Source organism: Erwinia persicina NBRC 102418 (assembly GCF_001571305.1).
In the GTDB taxonomy this organism is placed as follows: Bacteria; Pseudomonadota; Gammaproteobacteria; order Enterobacterales; family Enterobacteriaceae; genus Erwinia; species Erwinia persicina.
On the sequence record NZ_BCTN01000006.1, the window covers coordinates 164473 to 187612 of the forward strand.

Sequence of the window (23140 nt, forward strand, 5' to 3'; positions counted from 1 at the left end):
CAACTTTCGCTGAATTACAGGCAAAAAAAACCTGCGCATCTGCGCAGGTTGGTGAAACAAAGCGATAAAAACTTTTTGATGTTCACCCATCAATACCTCTGGGACTTGAACTGTAGCAATCCTGGGCGATACGCCGCTACACACCAATCGCAACAGTTACCCGCAAAATGTAACCAGCTATGTGATTTGTAGGGTTTTTTGCAATGTATCCCCCCGCTTCAGGCATCAAGGTCCGCTTTTCTGATCTCCACCAGACAGCTCATGGCGTTCGGCCCCTGAGTCAGCGACGACGTACCAATGTCCAGCGTCAGTACGTTCGGGTTCCCCGCGCGATCGTAAGGTTTCCAGGCCTGGCCAAAGCCCGGATCGAACCAGGCGCCGGTTGCGATCAGCACGACCTGCGGGGTGATCCCCTCGCTGAGACGCACGCCTGCCTGCATGGTGCCGCGATCGTTGCTGACTTCGATGACATCTCCGTCGCTAATGCCGCGTGCTGCGGCATCCTGCGGGTGCATTAACAGCGTTTCACGTCCGGCGGTTTTGTTCGCCTGGACCGATGGCGTCGCATCCATCTGGCTGTGCAGACGGTCGTGAGGCTGAATGGAGATCATATGCAGCGGGAAACGTTCACCCAGCGGCGCACCCAGCCACTCCTGCGGCGGCTGCCACTCCGGGTGAGGGCCAAAGTCGGCAAGCTGGTAACCGGCAATGGTTTCAGAGAAGAGCTCAATTTTACCGCTGGCGGTTTTAATCGGGTGGGCAACCGGATCCTGGCGGAACGCCTCCATAAACACCCAGTCTTTCTCCGGGGCCGGGATCTCGACATGCCCCGTCTGCCAGAAATCGTCAAACGAAGGGAAATCAATGCCTTTGCTCCGATGGGCCACCGCGCACTGCTGGTAGAGATGCTCAATCCACTGGCGCTCATTGCGGTTTTCGGTAAAGGTATCGCGATAGCCCAGACGCTCGGCGAGATCGGCAAAAATATCAAAATCGTTGCGCGCCTGATGCTGTGGTTTGATGGCCTGATGCATCGCCAGCACAAAGCGGTCTTTGGACGAGCCGCCAATATCATTGCGCTCCAGCGAGGTGGTGACCGGCAGGACAATGTCTGCCATCTGTGCCGCTGGCGTCCAGACGATGTCCTGGACTATCACCGTATCCGGGCGCTGCCAGCCCTCGACCAGACGATTAAGCTGCTGATGATGATGGAAGGGATTGCCCCCCGCCCAGTGCACCAGATGGATATCCGGGTAAGTGTGCGTCTGCCCCTGGAAGGTATATTCCGCGCCGGGGTTGAGCAGCATATCGCTGATGCGCGCCACCGGGATCGCCTGGTCAGCGATCGGATTAAACCCGGTCGACATCAGCGGTGAAGGCCCCTCCGTACGGGGATTGCCCACACTGTTCATTGAGCCGTGGCCGAAAGAGAATCCGGCCCCTGGCAGACCCGGCTGACCCAGCATGGAAGAGAGGGCAATCATCATCCAGTACGGCTGCTCGCCGCGATGGGCGCGCTGCACGGAATAGGAACAGGTGATAAAGCTGCGCTTGCCACACAGCTGTCTGGCCAGCAGAGCAATGCGCGCCGCCGGAATACCGGTGATCTCACTGGCCCACTGCGGCGTTTTCGCCTGGCCATCGCTCTCGCCCAGCAGGTAAGCACGCAGTTGCGGATACCCCACACAGTGTGACTGCAGGAAGGTTTCATCCACGGCCCCGAGACGCTCTATTTCATGGCCCAGCGCCAGCATCAGCGCCACATCCGTATTAGGACGAATGGGGATCCACTCTGCATTGACAAAGGCCGGACAGTCATCACGCATCGGGCTGATATTCACCACCGGCGTGCCTTTCGCGGCCAGCTTTAACAGCGCTGGCTTCAGGCTGTGTTCCCCTGCCCCACCGGAAGCCACCTGGCTGTTTTTCAGCGCCAGCCCGCCGAATGCGATAAAAATCTCGCAGTGTTCAATCACGCCTGGCCAGTCAGTGACCCGTCCGGTAAGCGGCATATAGGTGCCAATCACATACGGCAGAAAGAACTGCGCAGCCCCCCAGCTGTAATTCCCCTGCTGATCAATACCGCCGCCGCCCAGGTTGTAAAAACGGCGTACCAGCGTGCGGGCGTGGTTGACGCGCCCGGCCGAGGACCAGCCGTAAGAGCCGTTGAAAATAGCGCTGGCACCGTAACGATCGCGCACCCGTCGATTTTCCTCTGCCACCAGGTCCAGTGCGGTATCCCAGTCCACTTCCACAAACTCTTCGCGGCCGCGCAGGGTACGGTCACTGTTCTCGCGTGAGGCCAGCCATGAACGGCGAACCATTGGCCTGCGGATACGCTTATCCGAGTAAACCAGTTCGGGGATGCTGTTGAGCATCGGGGACGGATCCTGGTCAGCGAAGAAGGGCTCACAGCGGAGCAATTTTCCGTTTTCAACCACGGCGCGAAAAGCACCCCAGTGGGCAAGATGTGGCACGTTAATCTTCGTCATTGCAGGATCCGTTAAACAGGAGGTTTTCTGGAAAAGCAGAATATCATTTTTCATTGGGCAGCGGCACAGGCCGTTTTATCGTCTGGCTTTGCGATGTCTGCGACATTCTGCATCACTCCACAGGCTTGCAGTCACTGGCGCTTTCCGCAACACTAATAGCAATGTAAACGCTTACCCAGGAAGGCATTTAACTCATGGCTACCATAAAGGATGTTGCCAGGCTCGCGGGTGTTTCGGTGGCGACCGTGTCCCGTGTCATTAACCACTCCCCTAAAGCCAGTGAAGCCTCACGTCTGGCAGTGACCACGGCAATGGAGTCATTGCAGTACCACCCCAACGCCAATGCACGCGCGCTGGCGCAGCAGTCGACCGAAACCATCGGGCTGGTGGTCGGGGACGTTTCTGACCCTTTTTTTGGCGCAATGGTCAAAGCGGTGGATTCCGTCGCCTGGGAAACCGGCAACTTTTTACTGATTGGTAACGGTTACCATAATGAACAAAAAGAACGTCAGGCGATTGAACAGCTGATGCGCCATCGCTGCGCGGCCCTGGTCGTTCATGCCAAGCAGGTTCCCGACGCGGAGCTGATGCCGCTGATGAAGCAGATCCCCGGAATGGTGCTGCTCAACCGCGTGCTGCCGGGCTTTGAAACCCGCTGCATTGCGCTGGACGATCGCTATGGTGCCTGGCTGGCGACCCGCTATCTGATCCAGCAGGGCCACACTAACATTGCCTATATTTGTTCCACCCACTCCATCTCTGATGCCACCGACCGCCTGCAGGGCTACTACGATGCGCTGAAGGAGCACAACCTGCCGTGTAACGATCGGCTGGTGGCTTTTGGTGAGCCGGATGAAGTGGGCGGTGAGCAGGCGATGACCGAACTGCTTGGCCAGGGAAAAACCTTTAGCGCCGTAGCCTGCTATAACGATTCGATGGCCGCCGGGGCGCTGGCCGTGCTGAGTGATAACGGCGTACGCGTGCCGGAGGAGATGTCGCTGATCGGCTTCGATGATGTGCTGGTTTCACGCTATGTGCGCCCGCGTCTGACAACCGTGCGTTACCCTATCGTGACGATGGCCCAGCAGGCGGCCGAACTGGCGCTGGCGCTGGCTCACGGGCAGCCCCTGCCGGAGATCACCAATCTGTTCAGCCCGACACTGGTGCGCCGTCATTCGGTGGGGGCACCGCCGTAACCGTGGCGTGCTGACGACAGACCGGGCCTGCATCGCGTTCTTTCGCCGGAACGGCGACCGTTATCCGGTCGTCCCGTACTGAGGGCAAGCATTGCGGTCAGGCCTGCGCCACTGACTGACAAAACAGGAGGCCGGGCAGGTATGCCCGAACCGATGTTATTGCAGCGCTTTGTGGTACAACCGTACCGCGGTTGCCGGATAATCCAGCGCATCGCCGATGTACGCCCAGCCAAAACGTTCGTAATAATCCGCACAGGCGGAATAGAGATAGAGATGGCGATCGCCCCGCTGACGGCAGCAGTCGATCACCGTCTGCTGCAGCTGCCCGCTTACCCCCCGCCCGCGATAATGCTCATCCACATACAGCGCCGCCAGCCAGGGGAACAGATCCTGACGGCTGATCAGGTCGCAGCGCCACACCCCGACGGTACCCACCGGACGGTCGCCGTCCAGCGCCACAAAGGTCAGCGGCAGATCGGCCCCGCTCAGGCTGCTGTCGAGAATGCTGGCAAAAAAGTCACGGCTGTTTTCAGTGCCAAACGCCCGCCACAGCCAGTCAGCGAGGGTGTCCCGCAGTTCAGGCACGGCGTTCAGCGGCACTATACGCAGTGAACTCACACCAGCTTACCCTGAAAAATCGGCACAGATTCAAACAGATAACCATCAAAGTCCGGGGCATCGGCGTCCGACAGCTCCAGCAGGCTGTGTTTCACATTTTCCAGATGCTGCCACATCGCCTGCCAGGATCCCATCACATCCCGCCGCCGCAAAGCCGCGAGGATGGTCTGATGATCGCCCAGCCACTTCAGGCGGTAGCTGCGGGTTTCAATATGGCTGCGTAACTGCTGCCACAGCGGGCTGCTTTCATGATGACGCCAGATACTGTTAACGGTATCCAGCAGCATCTGGTTTTGTGTGGCGCCGGCCAGCAGCAGATGAAACACCTTGTCATTGTCCTGACTTTTATCGTCAAGCGCGATGGCGCGCTGTTCCTGCTCCAGAATACGTTTCAGATTCTCAATATCTGCCTTGGTGGCCATTTTCGCAGCAAAAGCAGCGATATTGCTCTCCAGCAGCTGACGCGCCTGCAGCATTTCAAACGGGCCAACATCGCTGCGAAAGAACGCTTCCTCTTCATCGCTGCTTTCCGAAGGGATACGCATCACATACACGCCGGAGCTCTGGCGGATATCCACCGTCCCCTCCAGTTCCAGCATCAGTAACGCTTCGCGGACAATGGTGCGGCTGACGCCCCAGGTCTCAGCGATCTGACGCTCCGGCGGCAGGCGCGATCCCACGGGATAGTGGCCCTCGATGATTTGCTGACGCAGATCGTGCCCGATTTCCTGATACTGCTTTTTGTCCTGCGCAGGCGCACCTTTGTCCACGGATCCTCACCTTTTAAACCATTATGACCATTGATGGCGGCTAGTTTACCAAAGCCAGCGCCTGATCGAGTACTTTTGCGCCGTTAAGGGTACCGTAAGCCACCGAATCAATCACCGCAATCGGGATCTGATGGCTGTCGGTCAGCTTGCGGTTCTCTTCCAGCTTGAAACGCACCTGTGGCCCCAGCAGAACCACGGCCACTTCGCCGGGGTAGTTTTCCAGCTCATCGCGCAGGTTCTGTTCCGGGATGGCATAGATTTGGTACTCCAGCCCGCGTGCGGCCGCTTCTTTTTCCATGCGTGTCACCACCATTGAGGTGGACATGCCTGCTGCGCAGGCCAGTACGATACGTTGCATCAGTTGCTCCTTATTTGGCTTCATCATCCAGCGTGACAGAAAGCTGGCGCTGTTCACTGACCTGCTGATACCAGCGGGCGGACTTTTTCATCCGGCGCTGACGCTGATTTTCCAGGTCGATTTCAATCAGTCCGTAACGGTTTTTAAACGCATTCATCGGCGAGACGTTGTCGGTAAAGGCCCACAGCATATAGCCCTGGCAGTTCATGCCTGCCGCTCTGGCGCGAAGCGCCTGGTAGAGGTGTTCGGTGATAAAGGCGATGCGATAGTCGTCCTGGATTTCGCCATCGGCGTTTTTAAAGCGCGCTTCGTTCTCAATGCCCATACCATTTTCTGCGACAAACCACGGGAAATTGTCGTAGTCATTTTTCATGCGTACCGCCATATCCCAGACGATAGCGGGCTGAATTTCCCAGCCACGAGAGGTATTCATCCGCCGTCCCGGCAGCTCAAAATGCTCGTAATAACAGGCCGGATGGAACGGCGTTTCCGCATGCCAGGCCCGCGACGGCGCTTTAACGCGATGCGGGTAATAGAGGTTAATCCCCACTTCGTCGACGCGATTGGCGTGAATAATCGCCAGCTCCTGCGCATCGTACTCCCAGTTAACGTGATGTTTTGCCAGCAGCGCTATCAGCTCTGCCGGGTATTCGCCCTTGATCGCCGGGTCAAGGAACACGCGGTTGTAGAACAGATCGTAAATCTCGGCCGCCCTGATATCGTGCGCGGCGCTGGAACGCGGGTAGGTCACTTCCGGGTTAAGGATGGTGCCGACGCTCCCCTGATAGCCCTTCTCACGGAACAGCTGCACCACTTTCGCCGTGGCGAGGTTTTTATGATGGTTCCACTGCATCCATTTATCGGTGTTCTGCTCGTACGGCCAGCGCAGCGCATCCAGATAAACCCGGGTCTGCACCACAATCGGCTCGTTAAAGGTAAACCAGCGCGTAACCTTATGGGCGTAACGGGCAAACACCTGCTCCGCATAGCGGACGAACATCGCCACCACCTGTTTCGATCCCCAGCCACCGTACTCTTCCAGCAGGACTGCGGGCAGTTCGTAATGTTCCAGGCACAGCATCGGCTGAATATCATTGGCCAGCAGTTCATCGATCAGGCTGTCGTAGTAAGCCGCGTACTCTTCATCCACTACCGCATTTTCATAATCCGTCAGAAAGCGCGCCCAGTTAATCGAGGTGCGGTAGTGCGTCAGGCCCGAGGCTTTCATCAGCGCCACATCTTCTTTGTAGCGGTTAATAAAATCGGTAGCGACCGCCGGCCCGAAACCGTTATGCCAGACGTGGCGATCGTGCTGATACCAGGCATCAAGATAGGAGTCCTGGCCCGGTTTTTTGCCGCTCCAGCCTTCGGTCTGCCACGCCGACGCGGCAGCACCGAGGATAAAATCGTCCGGGATGGTGACGTTAAAGGTACTCATCATAACTCCTTAATTTTTCGCGGGTTCAGGCTGTAACGCTTTCGCGTCAGCGGCTTCCGCACGGCGTGCGGCAATTTTGACGAACGGCAGATAGATCAGAATAGAAACCAGGATGCAGACAATTTGCGTCACCACCGCCCCCATCGATCCGGCCGTGGAGAGCCAGGCATTAATGATCGGCGGCGTGGTCCAGGGCACCATCACCACCGCTTTCCCGGCAAAACCGGTGACCGTGGCGAAGTAGCCGATCGAGCCGGTGATCAGCGGGGTGATAATGAACGGAATGGCGAGGATCGGATTCAGCATGATCGGCATCCCGAAGATCACCGGCTCATTGATGTTGAACAGGCCGGGCCCGAAGGAGAGTTTGGCAATCTCGCGCATCTCTTTGCGTTTGGTTGCCAGCATCACCGCCGTCAGCAGGCCAATGGTCAGCCCGGAACCGCCGATGCTCATATAGACATCCCAGAATGGCATGGTGATGATATTCGGTGCCTCGATCCCCTGCTCAAAGGCGTTCATATTGACGAGGATCGCCCCCAACAGCAGCGGTTCACGGATCGGTTTAACCATCTGATTTCCGTGGATGCCAATTACCCAGAACAGCTGGGCGACAAACATCAGCAGCAGAATGCCCCACAGGCTTTGCACCACCGACTCCAGCGGTTCCTGCACAATTTTGTACACGGCGTCATACAGATACATACCGGTGAAACGGTGGAAGATAAAACCAAACGTGGCGATGGCGGAGACGGTGATGATCGCCGGGATCAGTGCGGAGAACGACGCCGCCACATTGGGCGGGACGGTGTCCGGCATTTTGATCTTCAGCCGATCCACATGCTCCAGGCGGCAGTAAATCTCAACAGACAGAATGGCGATAAACATGCCAAGGAACAGGCTCTTGGTATCAGAGAACTGTTTCGCCAGCACATCGGTCACCACCTGCATCTCCCCGTTAACCATCATGCTTAAGGTCGTCGGCGTGACCGCGACAAAACAGATAATCGCCAGCAGGCCCGGGAAAAGCGTCTTGATGCCGTTGATTTTACCCAGCTCAATACCGATCAAAAACACCGCACCGATATTCAGGAAACTGAGGGTGGCGTAGTTAATGCTGGACGTGATGGGCTTCAGTTCCGCCAGGAACGACAGCGCCGCAAAACTCGCAAGGCCGTTCTTACCGTCCAGCACCATATTGGAGATCAGTACCGAAAATGCGCCGACAATAATGACCGGCATCAGCGTAATAAACGATGATTTGATCGCCATAATATAGCGGTAGCTATTGAACTTAGTGGCAAAACTCCCCAGTGAGTCGATTAGCCGATCCTGTAGAGACATGTGTGAATCCTCGAGGTAAAGGGTCAGGCATCCAGGCATTGATAGTTTGTTGAACTTCCGCTGTTGTGGCATACCAAAAATAAACAATCGCTGATTATTTACTGTGATTTATCTCTCAGAAGTGATCACTGGTATTCCAATAAGATAATCAGACCAATTTTGGTATACCAATGGAGGCAGTGATGGATTTCGAGCAAACGATGATGGAATTGCTGATCAACGCAGGTGAAGCCCGTTCCCACGCCATGAGCGCAATCCAGCATGCCCGTAAGCGGGAGTGGCAGCTGGCAGATGAGGCGCTGGCCGCTTCCGTGGAGGCATCACGCGGGGCCCATAAAATCCAGACCCAGCTGATTGGGGCCGATGAGGGCTGCGGCAAGGTGCCGGTGACGCTGATCCTGGTCCATGCGCAGGATCATTTGATGAATGCGATGCTGTGTCGGGATCTGGCGGAGGAGATTGTGTTACTGAGGAAAGAGATGTTTGCCGGACAGGACACCCTATCGGCACGGGGTGAGCGATAAAACGATCCGCCCCGCAGGGGATTGCCGTCCGGGGGCTGACCTTCTTTTCCGGTCAGCCCATCCGCACGTTGCCCGATTACAGCTCCAGGGCCAGTAGTTCTGCCACGGTTTGTGCACGACGGATCTGGCGCGGCTGACCATTTTCAAACAGCACTTCCGGGATCAGCGGGCGGCTGTTGTAATTCGACGACATCGATGCTCCGTAAGCGCCGGTATCGTGGAAGACCAGATAATCACCCACCTGTACCGCAGGCAGCGCACGCGTTTCGACCTTGCCGCCTTCCAGCTGGGTAAAGACGTCTCCCGATTCACACAGCGGCCCGGCCACCACGCTGTCCACGGTGTGGTGCTCGTCCAGCAGACGACCATCTCCGGCGATGGCTGAGATATGGTGATAGCTGCCGTACAGCGATGGACGCATCAGGTCGTTAAACCCGGCATCCACCAGCACAAAGTGGCGGCTGCCCATCGATTTCACGGCGCGTACCTGGCTTATCAGCACGCCCGACTCCGCCACCAGGAAACGTCCCGGTTCAATCTCCAGTTTCACCGGATGGCCGAGATGCTGCGCCACCCGCTGACGCGCGGCATCCCATAGGCCGAAATAGTGGCGGGTATCGATAGTTTCTTCACCAAAGTGATACGGAATGGACAGCCCGCCTCCGGCGGAGATCGCCTCCAGATCCTGACCAAAGCTCACCACCAGGCTGACCATCGCATCACATACCTGCTCCAGGTGGCTGTAATCCACACCGGAACCGATATGCATGTGGATCCCCACCAGCTTCAGCTGATACTGCTGAATAGCCTCCAGCGCCAGCGCCATATCGCCATGCCAGATACCGTGTTTGCTGTTTTCACCACCGGTATTGGTTTTCTGACTGTGCCCGTGGCCAAATCCCGGATTAACGCGCAACCAGACCGGATGTCCGGCGGAAACCTGCCCAAGCTGATGCAGCATATCGACAGAACCGGCATTGACCGGCACCTTCAGTTCAGCCACCCGCGCCAGGGTCGGTTCATCCAGCAGGTCGGCGGTAAACACAATTTCATCGCCCCCCGCCACGTAGCCCGCCGCCAGCGCGCGTTCAATCTCGCCCAGCGACACGGAGTCGACCTTGACACCGGCGCTGCGCATCAGGCGCAGGATATGAATGTTAGAGCAGGCTTTCTGGGCAAAGCGCACCACGTCGAACTGTTGCAGCTGGCGGATGCGTTCATGAATAATCGCAGCATCATACGCCCAGAGCGGGCCGTCGTATTGCAGCGCCAGCGGCAGCAGGTTGTCCTGAGTCAGGGCGGTGGTGGTGTCGGTCAGCAGGCGTGGCATAAGCGTTCTCCCTAAAATGATACGGCCATTACGCCACAGCCTGATGTGGGATAAAAATATCTTTTTTATTGGACTCTATTCACCCATGATATGGGTTATCTGCACACAATCCGGTAATCATCGATGGCAGGCATTTCTCTGCGTCATATTGAAATTTTTCATGCCGTGGTCACCACCGGCAACCTGACTGAAGCCGCCACGCTGCTGCATACCTCACAACCTACCGTCAGCCGCGAGCTGGCCCGTTTCGAAAAACTGACCGGTTTGCAGTTATTTGAACGAGTACGGGGCCGGTTGCAACCCACGGTGCAGGGGCTGCAGCTGTTTGAAGAAGTGCAGCGATCCTGGTACGGGCTTGACCGCATTATCAGCGCCGCCGAGGGGCTGCGCCAGTTTCGTCAGGGGGAGCTGTCAGTCGCCTGCCTGCCGGTGTTTTCCCAATCGCTACTGCCGCTGCTGTGCCAGCCGTTTATGCAGCACTACCCGGAGCTGAGTCTGAATATTATTCCGCAGGAATCTCCGCTGCTGGAGGAGTGGCTGTCGGCACAGCGTTACGATCTGGGTCTTACTGAAACCACGCATACACCGGCGGGTACCGATCGCACTGCCCTGTTTACCGGCGATGAAGTCTGTGTGCTGCCCGCCGGGCATGCCCTGGTGCAGCGAACCACGCTGACCCCAGCGGATTTCAACGGACAGAACTACATCAGTCTGTCGCGCACCGACAGCTACCGACAGATACTGGATGGTATTTTTGCCGAACACGGGGTGCAGCGGCGAATGGTGATGGAGACGCACAGTGCAGCGTCGGTCTGTTCAATGGTAAAAGCGGGGATTGGCGTGTCAATTGTGAACCCGCTGACGGCGCTGGATTACGCCGACAGCGGGGTGGTGATACGGCGTTTCAGCATCGCCGTGCCGTTCACCGTCAGTCTTATCCGGCCACGTCACCGGCCCGCCTCTGCGCTGGTCGACGCCTTTAGCCGGCACCTGCATCAGCATATCGCGCCGTTCAGCGAGCGGCTGGTACAGCGGCTGCGTTAAGCGCGGGCCTCCTGGGGGCGACCGCGCGATCCCCGGAAGGTATACAGGCAGACCAGCAGCCCGGCCACCGCCAGTAACGCGGCTGAGACCGGCACCGCCGTCAACCCGTAGCCACCGCCAATGACGGCGCCACCGACCCAGGCGCCCAGCGCGTTGCCGACGTTAAAGGCGGAAATATTCAGCGTCGAGACCAGGTTCGGGGCATCTTTGCCGTGGCGGACCACGTTAATCTGCAGGGCAGGAACCATCGCAAAGGTAGCCATTGCCCACAGGAACAGGGTGATTTCTGCCAGCCACAGCGAATGGCTTGTCCAGCTGAACAGCAGGGAGAACACCGCAATCAGCGAGAAGCTGAGGATCAGGCTGAAGGACACTTTCCAGTCTGCCAGTTTGCCACCAAGGATATTCCCGACTGTCAGACCAGCACCGATCAGGAACAGCGTCCAGCTAACCCCCCGGTCAGTGATACCGGTGACTTCTAACAGCAGTGGCGCGATATAGCTGAACAGCGCAAACATGGCAGCAGCGAAGAAGACGGTCATCAGCAGGGACAGCCAAAGCTTGCCGTTATTGAGCGCACTTACCTCTGACGCCAGGTGCACCGGTTTTTCATCTTTGTTGGTGGGCAGGCTGACAATCAGGCCAATAAAGGCCAGCACACCAATCACCGCTACGCCCCAGAACGTGGCGCGCCAGCCAAACATCTGACCAAACCAGGTTCCCAGCGGGACACCCAGCACGTTCGCCAGCGTTAAGCCGGTAAACATCAGTGCGACTGCCGAGGCCTGTTTACCCGGCGCCACCAGGCTGGCGGCCACCACGGCCCCGATACCAAAGAAGGCCCCGTGACAGAGTGCGGTCACAATACGCGCCAGCATCAGCAGGTTATAGGTATAGGCCAGTGCGCAGAGGACATTGCCCACGATAAAGATTGCCATCAGCAGGGTCAGCGTCCGCTTACGCGGCAGTTTGGCGGTCAGCAGGACCATAATCGGTGCCCCGATTGCCACGCCGAGCGCATAGCCGCTGATCAGCCAGCCTGCAGAGGGTATAGACACCCTCAGGTCATTCGCGACCTCCGGCAACAGCCCCATAATGACAAATTCGGTGGTGCCGATAGCAAAGGCACTCAACGCCAGCGCCAGTAATGAAACAGGCATGTCACACACTCCCAGGAGAATAGAAAACCCGCCCTCTGCCAGCAGAGAACTCATTCGGGTATTGATTTAAATTAACGCAGTCGCTCAGGATGAGTGATCTGGGTCACAGCAACTTATTAAAACATAGCAGCAGAAAGGCTTACAGCGCGGATTCAGCAAGAGACTGTTGTCTTACAGGCAAGAATCGTCTGATTCAGCTCATCACAAGACGAAAAAAAAGCGATCGAGTGCACATTTCGTCAACGTAGTTCGCTATACTTTGCCCTAATCCCAAATTACATCATTATTTCTAATGATTCTTTTTTGCGATTCATCCTAAGATTTTAACTGAAGACTGAGCTTTATCGGGCCCTGGGGAATATGCTGATTTGTTTTTTGCGTATTCAATACATTAAAGTTTTACGAACGCGAGCCGATATATCCGTAAACGAGGTAATGACCTCTCCTGCTGTGCCTGAATCACTCATTACTGAGGAGACCCGATGCGACTCGCCATTTGCCTGCTAGCCCTTTTTCTGGGCGGGTGTTCTGTAGGGAAGTATCAGTACAGCAGTGAAGCGCATGACCGGGTGGATATGACCGTCACCGGCATTCCAACTGTTCTGGGGCTGGGGACGCTGGGCACCATCATCCCACTGACGGCCAACTACAGTCTGACGGCGGCCCATGTCGCTAAGTTCTCTATGTACCGGGTGAAGTCCTATCATCCCGAGTGCGATCTGGCAGTGGTTTATCACAAAAATGATAATCCCCCTCCCCCGCATTTTCGTAATGGTCTGATCGGCGACAAAGTGAACATGTATGGCTACAGCTTTATCTCGGCGATGCCGGTGGCCTCAACCGGCACTAACCTGATCAATACCGGGCTGAAAAATTCCTGGAATAAAGTCAGCTGCGTGGTGGTGGCATCAGATGCGGGCGTGGTACAGGGCATGTCCGGCGGCGCGGTGTATAACGCCTCTGACGACTCTATCGGCGGGGTGATTGTGGGCTACAGCAAGCGCATTAACGACATGAAAACCGGCAAAACGCTGTATAAAGATGTCTCGCTGTATATTCCCTACGCCCGCTTTAAAGACTGGCTAAATGATGCAGTAAAATCCTGAAGCTCAGCGCAGCACATGGACGCCAGCAGAAACACCTTCGTCGCCCGGACAGGTATCGTACTGCCCCAACGTTTTTCTCATGGCCCTTTTTTCAGTATGTCAGGCAATCCGTCGTGAGGGCCAAAATCCTGTTCTGGCGGGTTTTCCCAGCGGTCCTCTCGCGTTGAGAGGTAGACCGGATTTTTGGGATACCAGATGCGGTTATCTTTTTTATTCGCTTCGCCGACCACCATAAAGCGGGCCTCACGATCGCTATTATTGATAAAGGTATGACAAATACCGCTGCCCGCCGGGAATGCCACCGCATCTCCGGGCCTTAACCGATGCAGCTCGCCGTTGATCCATACGTCCGGTTCGCCTTCCAGCACAAAAACAAACTCTTCTTCCGCACTTTCTGCGTGGGGGTACGACATTCGCCGCCCCGGCAGTAAGCGTTCATGGTGAATCCCCAGACGCGTCAGGCCCAGAGCTCTGCCAAGCGGGGCGCCAATCGACATCAGCTCGTCGCTGTCCGGATAGTGTTCATTATCCTCTCCCTCCAGTTCCTGCCAGTGGCGGATAAAACCAGGTCGGGCCATGGGGATTCTCCCTGCAGTACGATGTGATAAAACGTAACTATTGGCTATTTTGCCGAGGGACGCAAAAAAAAACGGCCAGCGATAAGGCTGACCGTTTGATGCTGCGATATACGCTTACTTGTTGCCTGGCCGCATTGCCGGGAACAGGATCACATCACGAATGGTGTGGCTGTTGGTAAACAGCATCACCATACGGTCAATACCGATCCCCAGACCTGCCGTTGGCGGCAGACCGTGCTCCAGTGCTGTCACGTAGTCTTCATCGTAGAACATCGCTTCGTCATCACCGGCGTCTTTCGCATTAACCTGCTGCAGGAAACGCTCTGCCTGATCTTCCGCATCGTTCAGCTCGGAGAAGCCGTTACCGATTTCACGGCCGCCAATAAAGAACTCGAAGCGATCGGTGATCTCCGGATTCTGGTCGTTACGGCGTGCCAGCGGCGAAACCTCTGCCGGGTATTCCGTGATGAACGTTGGCTGGATAAGATGCGCTTCGGCGGTCTCTTCGAAGATCTCGGTAACCAGACGGCCCAGGCCCCAGCTCTTCTCGACTTTGATGCCCAGAGACTGTGCAATCACTACCGATTTATCAAAGTCATCGAGATCGGCCAGAAGGGTTTCCGGACGATATTTCAGAATGGCTTCTTTCATCGTCAGCTTTTCAAACGGCTTACCGAAGTCGAACTCCTGATCGCCGTAAGGCACCACGGTGTTGCCCAGAATATCCTGCGCCAGCGTACGGAACAGGCTTTCGGTCAGTTCGATCAGGTCTTTATAATCCGCATAAGCCATATAGAGTTCCATCATGGTGAACTCTGGATTATGGCGTGGGGAGACCCCTTCATTACGGAAGTTACGGTTGATTTCGAAGACGCGATCGAACCCTCCCACCACCAGGCGCTTCAGATACAGCTCCGGGGCAATACGCAGGTACATATCAATGTCCAGCGCATTATGATGGGTGATAAACGGACGCGCCGCCGCGCCGCCGGGGATCACCTGCATCATCGGGGTTTCCACTTCCATAAAATCGCGGCCCACCATAAAGCTGCGGATGCCGGCCATGATCTGGGAGCGGATTTTAAACGTGTTGCGCGACTCGTCGTTAGCGATCAGGTCAAGGTAACGCTGACGGTAACGGGTTTCCTGATCGGCCAGGCCGTGGAACTTGTCCGGCAGCGGGCGCAGGGCTTTGGTCAGCAGACGCAGTTCGCTACAGTGAATCGACAGCTCACCGGTTTTCGTCTTGAACAGCTTACCGCGTGCCCCGACGATATCGCCGAGATCCCACTTCTTGAACTGTTCGTTATAAATACCTTCTGCCAGATCGTCGCGGGCAACGTAAAGCTGAATACGGCCACCCACATCCTGCAGCGTGACGAAAGAGGCTTTACCCATAATGCGACGGGTCATCATACGGCCTGCCACGCTGACTTCGATGTTCAGTGCTTCCAGCTCTTCGTTCTCTTTGCCATCAAATTCGGCATGAAGCGTATCGGAAGTCCGGTCACGGCGGAAATCGTTCGGGAACGGCAGACCGGCTTCACGCAACGCGGCCAGCTTCTCACGGCGCGATTTCAATTCATTGTTCAGCTCAAGTGCAGCATCAGCGGCCTGCGGTTGTTGTTCAGACATGTGAGTTCCTTATAAACCTGCTTTCAAACTTGCTTCGATAAAACGATCCAGATCGCCGTCCAGAACCGCCTGAGTGTTGCGCGTCTCTACGCCGGTACGCAGATCCTTGATGCGGGAATCATCCAGCACGTAAGAGCGGATCTGGCTACCCCAGCCGATGTCAGACTTGTTGTCTTCCGCCGCCTGTTTATCCGCATTTTTCTTCTGCATTTCATATTCGTAAAGCTTCGCACGCAACTGCTTGAAAGCCTGGTCTTTATTTTTATGCTGAGAACGATCGTTCTGGCACTGCACCACAATGTTGGTCGGTAAGTGGGTAATACGCACCGCCGACTCGGTCTTGTTAACGTGCTGACCACCTGCCCCTGAAGCGCGGTAGACGTCGATACGCAGGTCGGCCGGGTTAATATCAATATCGATGTTGTCATCCACTTCCGGGTAAATAAACACCGAACTGAACGAGGTATGTCGACGGCCACCGGAGTCAAACGGGCTTTTACGCACCAGGCGATGCACGCCGGTTTCAGTACGTAACCAGCCGAACGCGTAGTCGCCGATGATTTTGATGGTCGCGGATTTGGTGCCTGCGACTTCGCCGTCAGACTCTTCGATGATTTCAGTCTTGTAACCACGGGCTTCCGCCCAGCGCAGGTACATGCGCAGCAGCATGCTGGCCCAGTCCTGAGCTTCCGTTCCGCCCGAACCGGCCTGGATATCCATGTAGCAGTCGGCGCTGTCGTATTCACCAGAAAACATGCGGCGGAACTCTAACTCACCGAGTTTCTTTTCCAGCACGTCAAGTTCAGCAATCGCTTCGTTAAACGTGTCTTCATCTTCGGCTTCTACCGCGAGCTCCAGCAAACCAGCGACATCTTCCAGCCCCTGCTCCATCAGATCCAGCGTTTCAACAACGGCCTCTAATGCGGAACGTTCTTTACCCAGCGCCTGTGCGCGATCGGGTTCGTTCCAGACATCAGGCTGCTCTAGTTCAGCGTTAACTTCCTGTAAGCGTTCTTTCTTGGCATCATAGTCAAAGATACCCCCGAAGGACGCTGCTGCGTTCAGTGAGATCCTGAATACGGTTCTTTACCGGATTAATTTCAAACATGGTTTTAGAATCTTTTTAGGTGATCGAAAAGGGCGTAATTGTAACCACGCAGTTTAACCGAAATGGCGCACAGTTTGTAGCACTGAACGCGCATTGCGTATTCAGTGCCCCTGAGGGATGGCCTTCTTTTTCGCTCATCCTGCCATAATTTGTCAGGGGTGACCCCCTCTTTCCGGTCAGCCCTGAGTATCGCAAAGATTGGAGCCTGAAAATGTCTGTGACCGATGCCCTGGTGGCCTTTACCTTTGCGGCCACCCTGCTCACCCTCACGCCGGGGCTGGATACCGCGCTGATTTTGCGTACCTCCGCCGTGGAGGGAACGAAAAAAGCGATTCAGGCACAGCTGGGGATTAATGCCGGGTGCCTGGCCTGGGCGGTCGCGGTGGCTTTTGGTCTGGGGGCGCTGATTGCCGTCTCTGAACTGGCGTACAACCTGCTGAAGTGGTGCGGGGCGGCCTATCTCGCCTGGCTGGGCGTGCAGATGCTGTTGAAACCGCGTGCAAATATGGGTGAGGCAGCGCTGGCAACCGGATCACAGAACGCGTTCCTGCGCGGCTTTTTCGGCAACCTGCTTAACCCCAAGGTGGGCATTTTCTATGTCTCTTTCCTGCCGCAGTTTATTCCAACCGGGCATTCGCCGGTGCTATGGACGTTCGGACTGGTGCTGATCCATGTGGTACTGGGTACGCTGTGGTCGTCGCTACTGATTGGCAGTACGCGTAAGCTGTCCGGCGTGCTGAAGCGTGAGAAGGTGGTGAAGTGGCTGGACCGCACCACCGGCACGGTATTTCTGCTGTTTGCTGCCAGGCTGGCATTAAGCCGCCGCCCGGGATGAAACCCGGGCCGGCCTGCTGTTTTGGTCAGCCCGCTGCCTGTCATCATGCCCCCGCCATAGCAGGGGCAGATTACAATGCCCAGAGATGTTCGATAATCAGCTGCACAGTGCGGTTGCCTCGGAACTCATTGACGTCAAGCTTGTACGCCAGCTCGACCTGCCGGACACTCGGATCGGGCCACAGCGTCGTATCAATATTAAAGGCGATGCCGTCCAGCAGCGGCCCGCCGCCCAGCGGCTCAATCATCACTTTAAGATGACGTTCGCCCACCAGTTTCTGCTGTAACAACCTGAACTTACCGTCAAACGTCGGCTCCGGGAACGCCTGCCCCCACGGGCCCGCTTCGCGCAGCAGTTCGGCCGTCGGCAGCGTCAGCTCCTGGGCCATCAGTTCGCCATCGGACCAGATGATCCCCTGCAGAGATTCAGCATCGAGCCAGTCCCCCACCAGTTCAGAAAAACACTGGCGGAAGCGCTCAAAGTTAGCTTCTTCCAGCGACAGGCCTGCCGCCATCGCATGGCCACCAAATTTAATGATCAGCCCCGGATTCAGTGTATCCAGCCGCTCCAGCGCATCGCGCATATGCAGCCCGGCAATTGAGCGTCCCGATCCTTTCAGCGTCCCGTCACCTGCCGGTGCAAAGGCAATCACCGGACGGTTGAAACGCTCTTTCAGACGGGATGCCAGAATGCCGACTACCCCCTGATGCCACTCAGGATGGTACATAGCGATACCCAGCGGCAGCGCTTCGCTGGTGCTTTCCAGTTTATCGCACAGGGCGAGGGCTTCGGACTGCATTCCCTGCTCGATCTCTTTACGCGTCTGGTTCAGCGCGTCGAGCTCGCTGGCCAGCATTCGTGCCTGGCCCAGATCTTCACTCAGCAGCAGCGCCACGCCGACCGACATATCATCCAGTCTTCCTGCCGCATTCAGACGCGGCCCGAGGGCAAAGCCCAAATCACTGGCAGCGAGCTGACGCGCATCGCGGTTAGCGATTTCCAGCAGTGCGCGAATCCCCGGACGGCACTTACCGGCACGGATACGACTCAGCCCCTGCCAGACCAGAATACGGTTGTTCGCATCCAGCGGTACCACGTCGGCCACGGTACCCAGCGCCACCAGATCCAGCAGCTCTGCCAGATTGGGCAGTGGCGTCACCCCGCTGTCGCGCAACTGCGCGCGCAGCGCCAGCATCAGGTAGAACGCCACGCCAACGCCCGCCAGCGACTTGGAGGGAAAATCACAGTCAGCAAGATTAGGGTTAACGATGGCTGCCGCCTCCGGTAACGTATCACCCGGCAGGTGGTGATCGGTCACGATCACCGCAATGCCTTTCTCGTTGGCCAGGGTCACCCCGGCGTGTGAGGAGATACCGTTATCTACGGTCAGGATCAGCTGGGCACCACGGGCTGCGGCCTGCTCCACCACTTCCGGGCTCAGACCATAACCGTCATCAAAACGGTTGGGGACCAGATACTTGACGTTCTGCCCGCCCATGCTGCGCAGTGCCAGCACGGTCAGCGCGGTGCTGGTGGCGCCGTCGGCATCGAAATCACCGACGATCATAATGCAGAGGTTGTCAGCCAGCGCCTGTTGTAAAAGAGTCGCAGCCGTCTGAATACCACTCAGCGACTGGAAGGGGTGCAGATATTTCGCCCCCCGCTCCAGCTCACTGGCCTGCTGTATGCCCCGGCGGGCATACAGACGATGTAACAGCGGGTGAAGATCGGCAGGGAGTGCAGCAGCGTCCGTCGCCTCGCGACGACGGAGTTCAGTTTTACGATTCACCAACTCAGCCGCCGTTTTTCTGGCTATCGAGGAATTTCTTCAGATCCTGCGGGCTCTGGTAACCCGGGATCATCGTCCCGTTTTCCAGCAGCATTGCCGGCGTGCCCTGAATGCCGTAAAGCACACCTAATTTATACTGTTGACCAATATCGATTTTGCCATCAATCGGTGACACTGCCTCGCCTTTCATCGCCGCGTCAAAAGCTTTACGCGGGTCACCCGCCGACCAGATCGATTTCATCTCCTTCGCCACGTTGCCGTTCATACCCTCACGTGGGAAAGCCAGATAGCGCACGGTGATCCCCAGTGCGTTGTAGTCAGCCATCTGCTCGTGCAGCTTGCGGCAGTATCCACAGGTAATATCAGTAAAGACCGTCACCACATACTGCTGCTTAGGTGCTTTATAAACGATCATCTCTTTGCTCAGTGCTTCCACTTTCTTTTCCAGAAGCTGATTAGTGACGTTGACCGGCTGGCTGCCACTGACGTCATAGAGCGGACCCTGGACAAAATGTTTGCCGTCATCGGTCACGTACAGCACACCGCTTTCGCTCAATACCGTTTTAAAACCAGGCAGTGGCGAAGGCTGGATCTCGGTCTGCTGTAAGCCCAGCTTACTGAGAGACTGTTTAATGGCGGCATCGTCGGCATGGGCCAGTCCACTGGCCAGCGCGATGAGTCCCGAAAGTAACAGGTAGTGCTTCTTCATTTCATGTCCTTATAGCCTCACTAAGCGGGCTGTATTTTATATCAATCAGGCACGTGGATGATGCTGCTGGTGTAACTGGCGCAGTCGTTCGGTCGCTACGTGCGTGTAAATCTGGGTGGTCGATAAATCGCTGTGACCTAACAGCATCTGTACGACACGCAAATCGGCGCCGTGGTTCAACAGATGGGTAGCAAACGCATGGCGCAGCACGTGCGGAGACAGTTTTGCGCTATCGATGCCCGCCAGTGTGGCGTAATGTTTAATGCGATGCCAGAAAGTTTGCCGGGTCATTTGTTGCGCGCGGTTACTGGGAAACAGTACGTCCAGCGTCTGGCCGTTAAGCAGCCACGGGCGGCCATACTCAATAAACTGTTCGATCCAGTGAACCGCCTCTTCGCCCATCGGCACCAGCCGCTCTTTATTTCCCTTGCCGATGACGCGCACCACCCCCTGCCGCAGGCTGATATCGCTCAGGGTCAGCCCCACCAGTTCGGTCACGCGCAGCCCGGTGGCGTAAAGCAGCTCGAGCATCGCTTTATCACGCAGCTCAATGGGCTGATCGAGGCAGGGAGCCTGAAGCAGTCTTTCCACCTGCGCTTCAGACAGGTCTTTCGGCAGGCGCTGTGGCAGCTTGGGCGACGATAACAACGCACTGGGATCGTCCGCACGCAGCTTTTCACGGTAGAGATACTGGAACAGGCGGCGCATCGCACTGAGCAGGCGTGCCGAACTGGTGGCCTTGTAGCCCCCCTCAAGCCGTTCCGCCAGGAAGCCCTGTAAAGCTATCGCATCCACGGTCAGCAGCGACAGCTGATGATGCGCCAGCCAGCCGCAGAGCGACCGCAGATCAAGACGATATGACGCCACGGTATTTTGCGCCAGATTACGCTCGATCCACAGCGCATCAAGAAACTGCTCAATCAGATCGTTATCCTGCACCTCAACCTCTCCAGTCTGTCGTTATCATAACGATGAGTGCGCAACTAAAACCCATTTAATGCTTTAAAAACAGCATGATGACATATCGTACTGTCGTACAAAGTGCACCCATTATGCCTTATTCCTGCCGCCTTCTGATATAATCGCCGGCAGACTTTAGGAAAAACGAGTGCCACTACCATGAATATTGGTCTGTTTTATGGATCCAGTACCTGCTACACCGAGATGGCCGCCGAGAAGATCCGTGACTTTATCGGGGACGATCTGGTCACGCTGCATAACCTGAAAGACGATTCTCCGGCGCTGATGGAACAGTACGATTTGCTGATCCTGGGTATTCCGACCTGGGATTTTGGCGAACTGCAGGAAGACTGGGAAGCGATCTGGACAGAACTGCCGCAGCTTAATTTACAGGGCAAGGTGGTGGCCCTTTACGGCATGGGGGACCAGGGGGAGTACAGCGAATGGTTCCTGGATGCACTGGGGATGCTGCACGAGGTACTGGCGCCCTCCGGCGTGCAGTTTGTGGGTTACTGGCCGCTGGAAGGCTACGAGTTTACCAGTAAAAAACCGCTGACCGCCGATGGTAAGCAGTTTGTCGGTCTGGCGCTGGATGATATCAACCAGTTTGAGCAGACTGACGAACGTATTGCCCAGTGGTGTGAACAGATCCTGACGGAGATGGCCGAACTGCTGTAATCGTGGTGCCCAACACAAAAGGGCCGGTCAAAGAGATGACCGGCCCCTGAGCAGGGGCGAACCTTCTGTCACGGTTCGCCCTGTTGTGTTCAGCCGCTTATTTCCACAGACCGAAACGTCCCTTCCCGTCCTGCCCTGCTTCGCTACTCTCCTGCGGTTTAGCCGCTGCGGACAGCCGGTACCAGTCGATATTACGCGTCAGCGCCATTACCGCCGCCAGTGCCGCCATCAGCACGCCGGTGCCCAGCAGCAGCGCGCTGTCTTCCGACTGCAGCAGCTGCCACAGCACCGCATCCAGCGCCAGTACACCGCCAACGAACAGCAGGCTGCGCCGCCATCCCTGCAATACCGCCTGCAGGTAGAAGCCGTTAATGGCTGCACAGGTCAGACTTGCCGTCAGCCAGGCCAGGTTGAAGCCAATATGCTCAGACAGCGCCAGCAGTACCAGGAAGAACATCACCAGCGACAGCCCCACCAGCAGATACTGCATCGGGTGAACGCGCAGTGCGGTCAGCGTTTCAAACAGGAAAAACGCCATATAGGTCAGACCGATCAGCAGAATGGCATATTTTACCGCCCGCTGGGTCAGCTGGTACTGGTCAACCGGATTGACTACCATCGCGCTGAAGGCCGGGAGCGTTTCTGTACTGACGGTAAAATCATCCCGCACCAGCGAGTTGATGTTGTTAGCAAACCAGCTGCTCTGCCAGCGCGCCGTAAAACCTTCAGGCGTGATCTGGCGTTGTTCCGGCAGGAAGCTGCCGGTAAAGCCCGGATGCGGCCAGTTGCTCTTCAGATCAAAGGTGCTGTTTTTACCCAGAGGCACCACTTCCAGCTTCTGTGTTCCCAGCAGTTTGAGCGAGAAGTTCAGCGCCAGGCTTTTCTCCTGTAAAACCTCTGGCGGCAGCTCAACGTGTAACCCTTCGCTATTGCCCGGAAGCTGGCTACCCGGCTGGAAATCGAACTGCTTATCGCCAATATTCAGCGACGTCACGCTGCTGATCCCGCGTGGATCGCCAACGCCCATCACCAGTAGCGGATCGCCCAGAGTGACTCCCGGACGGGTAATATCGGCCAGCTGATCCCGATTAAAGGTGGCATTAATGTTGATGCCCGTACGCCAGACCTGCCCCTTGTAAATGCCGACCTTGCGCTCTTCCACCTGCTGATCGCCCGTCACGTTCAGGCTTTCAGGCAGAAAATAGCGCAAATGGGTGACCTTTACCGTGACCTCCTTTCCCTCACGCATTTCCGTGACGATTTCGCTCCAGGGAATGGCAATCAGCGGTCCGAACAGGCGCTGCGGACCGCTGGTGCTCTGGCTGAGCTTGTCTGCCACGTTGTCGCGCCATACGCTGCGCTCGGTGATCAATGTACTGAGCATACTCAGCGGCACCAGCAGCAGTAACAGGCAGCCGATAAGCGTTAACATTTTCCATAATACGGGGGATTTATTCATGGGCGATTC

The 23140-nt window shown here is 56.6% G+C and carries 21 protein-coding genes; 6 read left to right on the top strand and 15 right to left on the bottom strand.

The window, feature by feature from the left end; all coding sequences use genetic code 11:
• Window positions 1-218: 218 nt before the first annotated feature.
• On the bottom strand, window positions 219-2492 hold the full coding sequence (locus tag EPE01S_RS08845; protein WP_062744345.1) for a molybdopterin guanine dinucleotide-containing S/N-oxide reductase: 2274 nt from the start codon (window positions 2490-2492) through the stop codon (window positions 219-221).
• Window positions 2493-2686: 194 nt separating this feature from the next.
• Between EPE01S_RS08845 and galR the strand changes: the two genes are divergently transcribed.
• Window positions 2687-3688, top strand: a complete 1002-nt coding sequence (gene galR / locus EPE01S_RS08850; RefSeq protein ID WP_062744267.1) for an HTH-type transcriptional regulator GalR — start codon at window positions 2687-2689, stop codon at window positions 3686-3688.
• A gap of 156 nt (window positions 3689-3844) precedes the next feature.
• On the opposite strand, the gene EPE01S_RS08855 is transcribed toward galR, so the two are convergent.
• From EPE01S_RS08855 to EPE01S_RS08875, 5 genes are read right to left on the bottom strand one after another with little or no spacing between them, the layout of a single operon-like run.
• A complete protein-coding gene (locus EPE01S_RS08855) occupies window positions 3845-4297 on the bottom strand; it encodes a GNAT family N-acetyltransferase (RefSeq protein ID WP_062744346.1) in 453 nt (150 codons plus the stop codon).
• A gap of 5 nt (window positions 4298-4302) precedes the next feature.
• Window positions 4303-5076 carry an FCD domain-containing protein gene (locus EPE01S_RS08860; protein WP_062744268.1) on the bottom strand — a complete coding sequence of 258 codons (774 nt, stop codon included), beginning with the start codon at window positions 5074-5076 and terminating at the stop codon, window positions 4303-4305.
• A 40-nt stretch (window positions 5077-5116) separates the two neighbouring features.
• The gene (locus EPE01S_RS08865; protein WP_062744269.1) at window positions 5117-5434 is read right to left on the bottom strand and encodes a PTS sugar transporter subunit IIB; all 318 of its coding nucleotides are present in this window, start codon (window positions 5432-5434) and stop codon (window positions 5117-5119) included.
• A gap of 10 nt (window positions 5435-5444) precedes the next feature.
• Window positions 5445-6872 (bottom strand): glycoside hydrolase family 1 protein, encoded by a 1428-nt coding sequence (locus tag EPE01S_RS08870; RefSeq protein ID WP_062744270.1) that lies wholly within the window; start codon window positions 6870-6872, stop codon window positions 5445-5447.
• 9 nt (window positions 6873-6881) lie between these two features.
• Entirely contained in the window at window positions 6882-8216 is a 1335-nt protein-coding gene (locus tag EPE01S_RS08875; protein WP_062744271.1) for a PTS sugar transporter subunit IIC, read from the bottom strand.
• 182 nt (window positions 8217-8398) lie between these two features.
• Between EPE01S_RS08875 and EPE01S_RS08880 the strand changes: the two genes are divergently transcribed.
• Complete coding sequence (locus EPE01S_RS08880; protein WP_174522415.1) at window positions 8399-8740, top strand: PTS lactose/cellobiose transporter subunit IIA; 342 nt, start codon at window positions 8399-8401, stop codon at window positions 8738-8740.
• Between the two features lie 76 nt (window positions 8741-8816).
• On the opposite strand, the gene lysA is transcribed toward EPE01S_RS08880, so the two are convergent.
• Window positions 8817-10070, bottom strand: a complete 1254-nt coding sequence (lysA, locus tag EPE01S_RS08885) for a diaminopimelate decarboxylase (RefSeq protein WP_062744273.1) — start codon at window positions 10068-10070, stop codon at window positions 8817-8819.
• A gap of 123 nt (window positions 10071-10193) precedes the next feature.
• On the opposite strand from lysA, the gene EPE01S_RS08890 reads away from it, so the two are divergent.
• Window positions 10194-11114, top strand: a complete 921-nt coding sequence (locus tag EPE01S_RS08890) for a LysR family transcriptional regulator (RefSeq protein ID WP_062744274.1) — start codon at window positions 10194-10196, stop codon at window positions 11112-11114.
• On the opposite strand, the gene EPE01S_RS08895 is transcribed toward EPE01S_RS08890, so the two are convergent.
• Window positions 11111-12274, bottom strand: coding sequence for an MFS transporter (locus EPE01S_RS08895; RefSeq protein WP_062744275.1), 1164 nt, complete (start codon window positions 12272-12274; stop codon window positions 11111-11113). The genes EPE01S_RS08890 and EPE01S_RS08895 overlap by 4 nt on opposite strands.
• A gap of 482 nt (window positions 12275-12756) precedes the next feature.
• On the opposite strand from EPE01S_RS08895, the gene EPE01S_RS08900 reads away from it, so the two are divergent.
• Complete coding sequence (locus EPE01S_RS08900; protein ID WP_062744276.1) at window positions 12757-13380, top strand: trypsin-like peptidase domain-containing protein; 624 nt, start codon at window positions 12757-12759, stop codon at window positions 13378-13380.
• A gap of 77 nt (window positions 13381-13457) precedes the next feature.
• Here EPE01S_RS08900 and EPE01S_RS08905 read toward each other — a convergent pair whose 3' ends face one another.
• The 3 genes from EPE01S_RS08905 to prfB form a co-directional block, all read right to left on the bottom strand.
• Window positions 13458-13958 carry a cupin domain-containing protein gene (locus EPE01S_RS08905; RefSeq protein WP_062744277.1) on the bottom strand — a complete coding sequence of 167 codons (501 nt, stop codon included), beginning with the start codon at window positions 13956-13958 and terminating at the stop codon, window positions 13458-13460.
• A gap of 114 nt (window positions 13959-14072) precedes the next feature.
• Window positions 14073-15593: a lysine--tRNA ligase gene (lysS, locus tag EPE01S_RS08910; RefSeq protein ID WP_062744278.1), complete on the bottom strand. Its 1521-nt coding sequence runs from the start codon at window positions 15591-15593 to the stop codon at window positions 14073-14075.
• A 9-nt stretch (window positions 15594-15602) separates the two neighbouring features.
• Window positions 15603-16701, bottom strand: a protein-coding gene (gene prfB, locus EPE01S_RS08915; RefSeq protein ID WP_137269027.1) for a peptide chain release factor 2 whose coding sequence is annotated in 2 segments (ribosomal slippage) — window positions 15603-16625 and window positions 16627-16701 — 1098 coding nt in all. Because the reading frame shifts where the segments join, the coding sequence is not laid out codon by codon here.
• A 211-nt stretch (window positions 16702-16912) separates the two neighbouring features.
• Here prfB and EPE01S_RS08920 point away from each other — a divergent pair.
• On the top strand, window positions 16913-17536 hold the full coding sequence (locus EPE01S_RS08920) for a LysE family translocator (RefSeq protein ID WP_062744280.1): 624 nt from the start codon (window positions 16913-16915) through the stop codon (window positions 17534-17536).
• Between the two features lie 70 nt (window positions 17537-17606).
• Here EPE01S_RS08920 and recJ read toward each other — a convergent pair whose 3' ends face one another.
• Genes recJ through xerD form a run of 3 tightly spaced genes read right to left on the bottom strand, consistent with a single transcriptional unit; the run spans window position 17607 to window position 20973 of the window.
• Window positions 17607-19325: a single-stranded-DNA-specific exonuclease RecJ gene (gene recJ / locus EPE01S_RS08925; protein WP_062744347.1), complete on the bottom strand. Its 1719-nt coding sequence runs from the start codon at window positions 19323-19325 to the stop codon at window positions 17607-17609.
• 4 nt (window positions 19326-19329) lie between these two features.
• Window positions 19330-20034 (bottom strand): bifunctional protein-disulfide isomerase/oxidoreductase DsbC, encoded by a 705-nt coding sequence (dsbC, locus tag EPE01S_RS08930; RefSeq protein ID WP_062744281.1) that lies wholly within the window; start codon window positions 20032-20034, stop codon window positions 19330-19332.
• A 45-nt stretch (window positions 20035-20079) separates the two neighbouring features.
• The gene (gene xerD, locus EPE01S_RS08935) at window positions 20080-20973 is read right to left on the bottom strand and encodes a site-specific tyrosine recombinase XerD (protein ID WP_062744282.1); all 894 of its coding nucleotides are present in this window, start codon (window positions 20971-20973) and stop codon (window positions 20080-20082) included.
• A gap of 180 nt (window positions 20974-21153) precedes the next feature.
• Here xerD and fldB point away from each other — a divergent pair, with 180 nt between their 5' ends.
• Window positions 21154-21672 (top strand): flavodoxin FldB, encoded by a 519-nt coding sequence (gene fldB / locus EPE01S_RS08940; RefSeq protein ID WP_062744283.1) that lies wholly within the window; start codon window positions 21154-21156, stop codon window positions 21670-21672.
• Between the two features lie 97 nt (window positions 21673-21769).
• Here fldB and creD read toward each other — a convergent pair whose 3' ends face one another.
• Complete coding sequence (gene creD, locus EPE01S_RS08945; protein WP_062744284.1) at window positions 21770-23131, bottom strand: cell envelope integrity protein CreD; 1362 nt, start codon at window positions 23129-23131, stop codon at window positions 21770-21772.
• Between the last annotated feature and the right edge of the window lie 9 nt (window positions 23132-23140).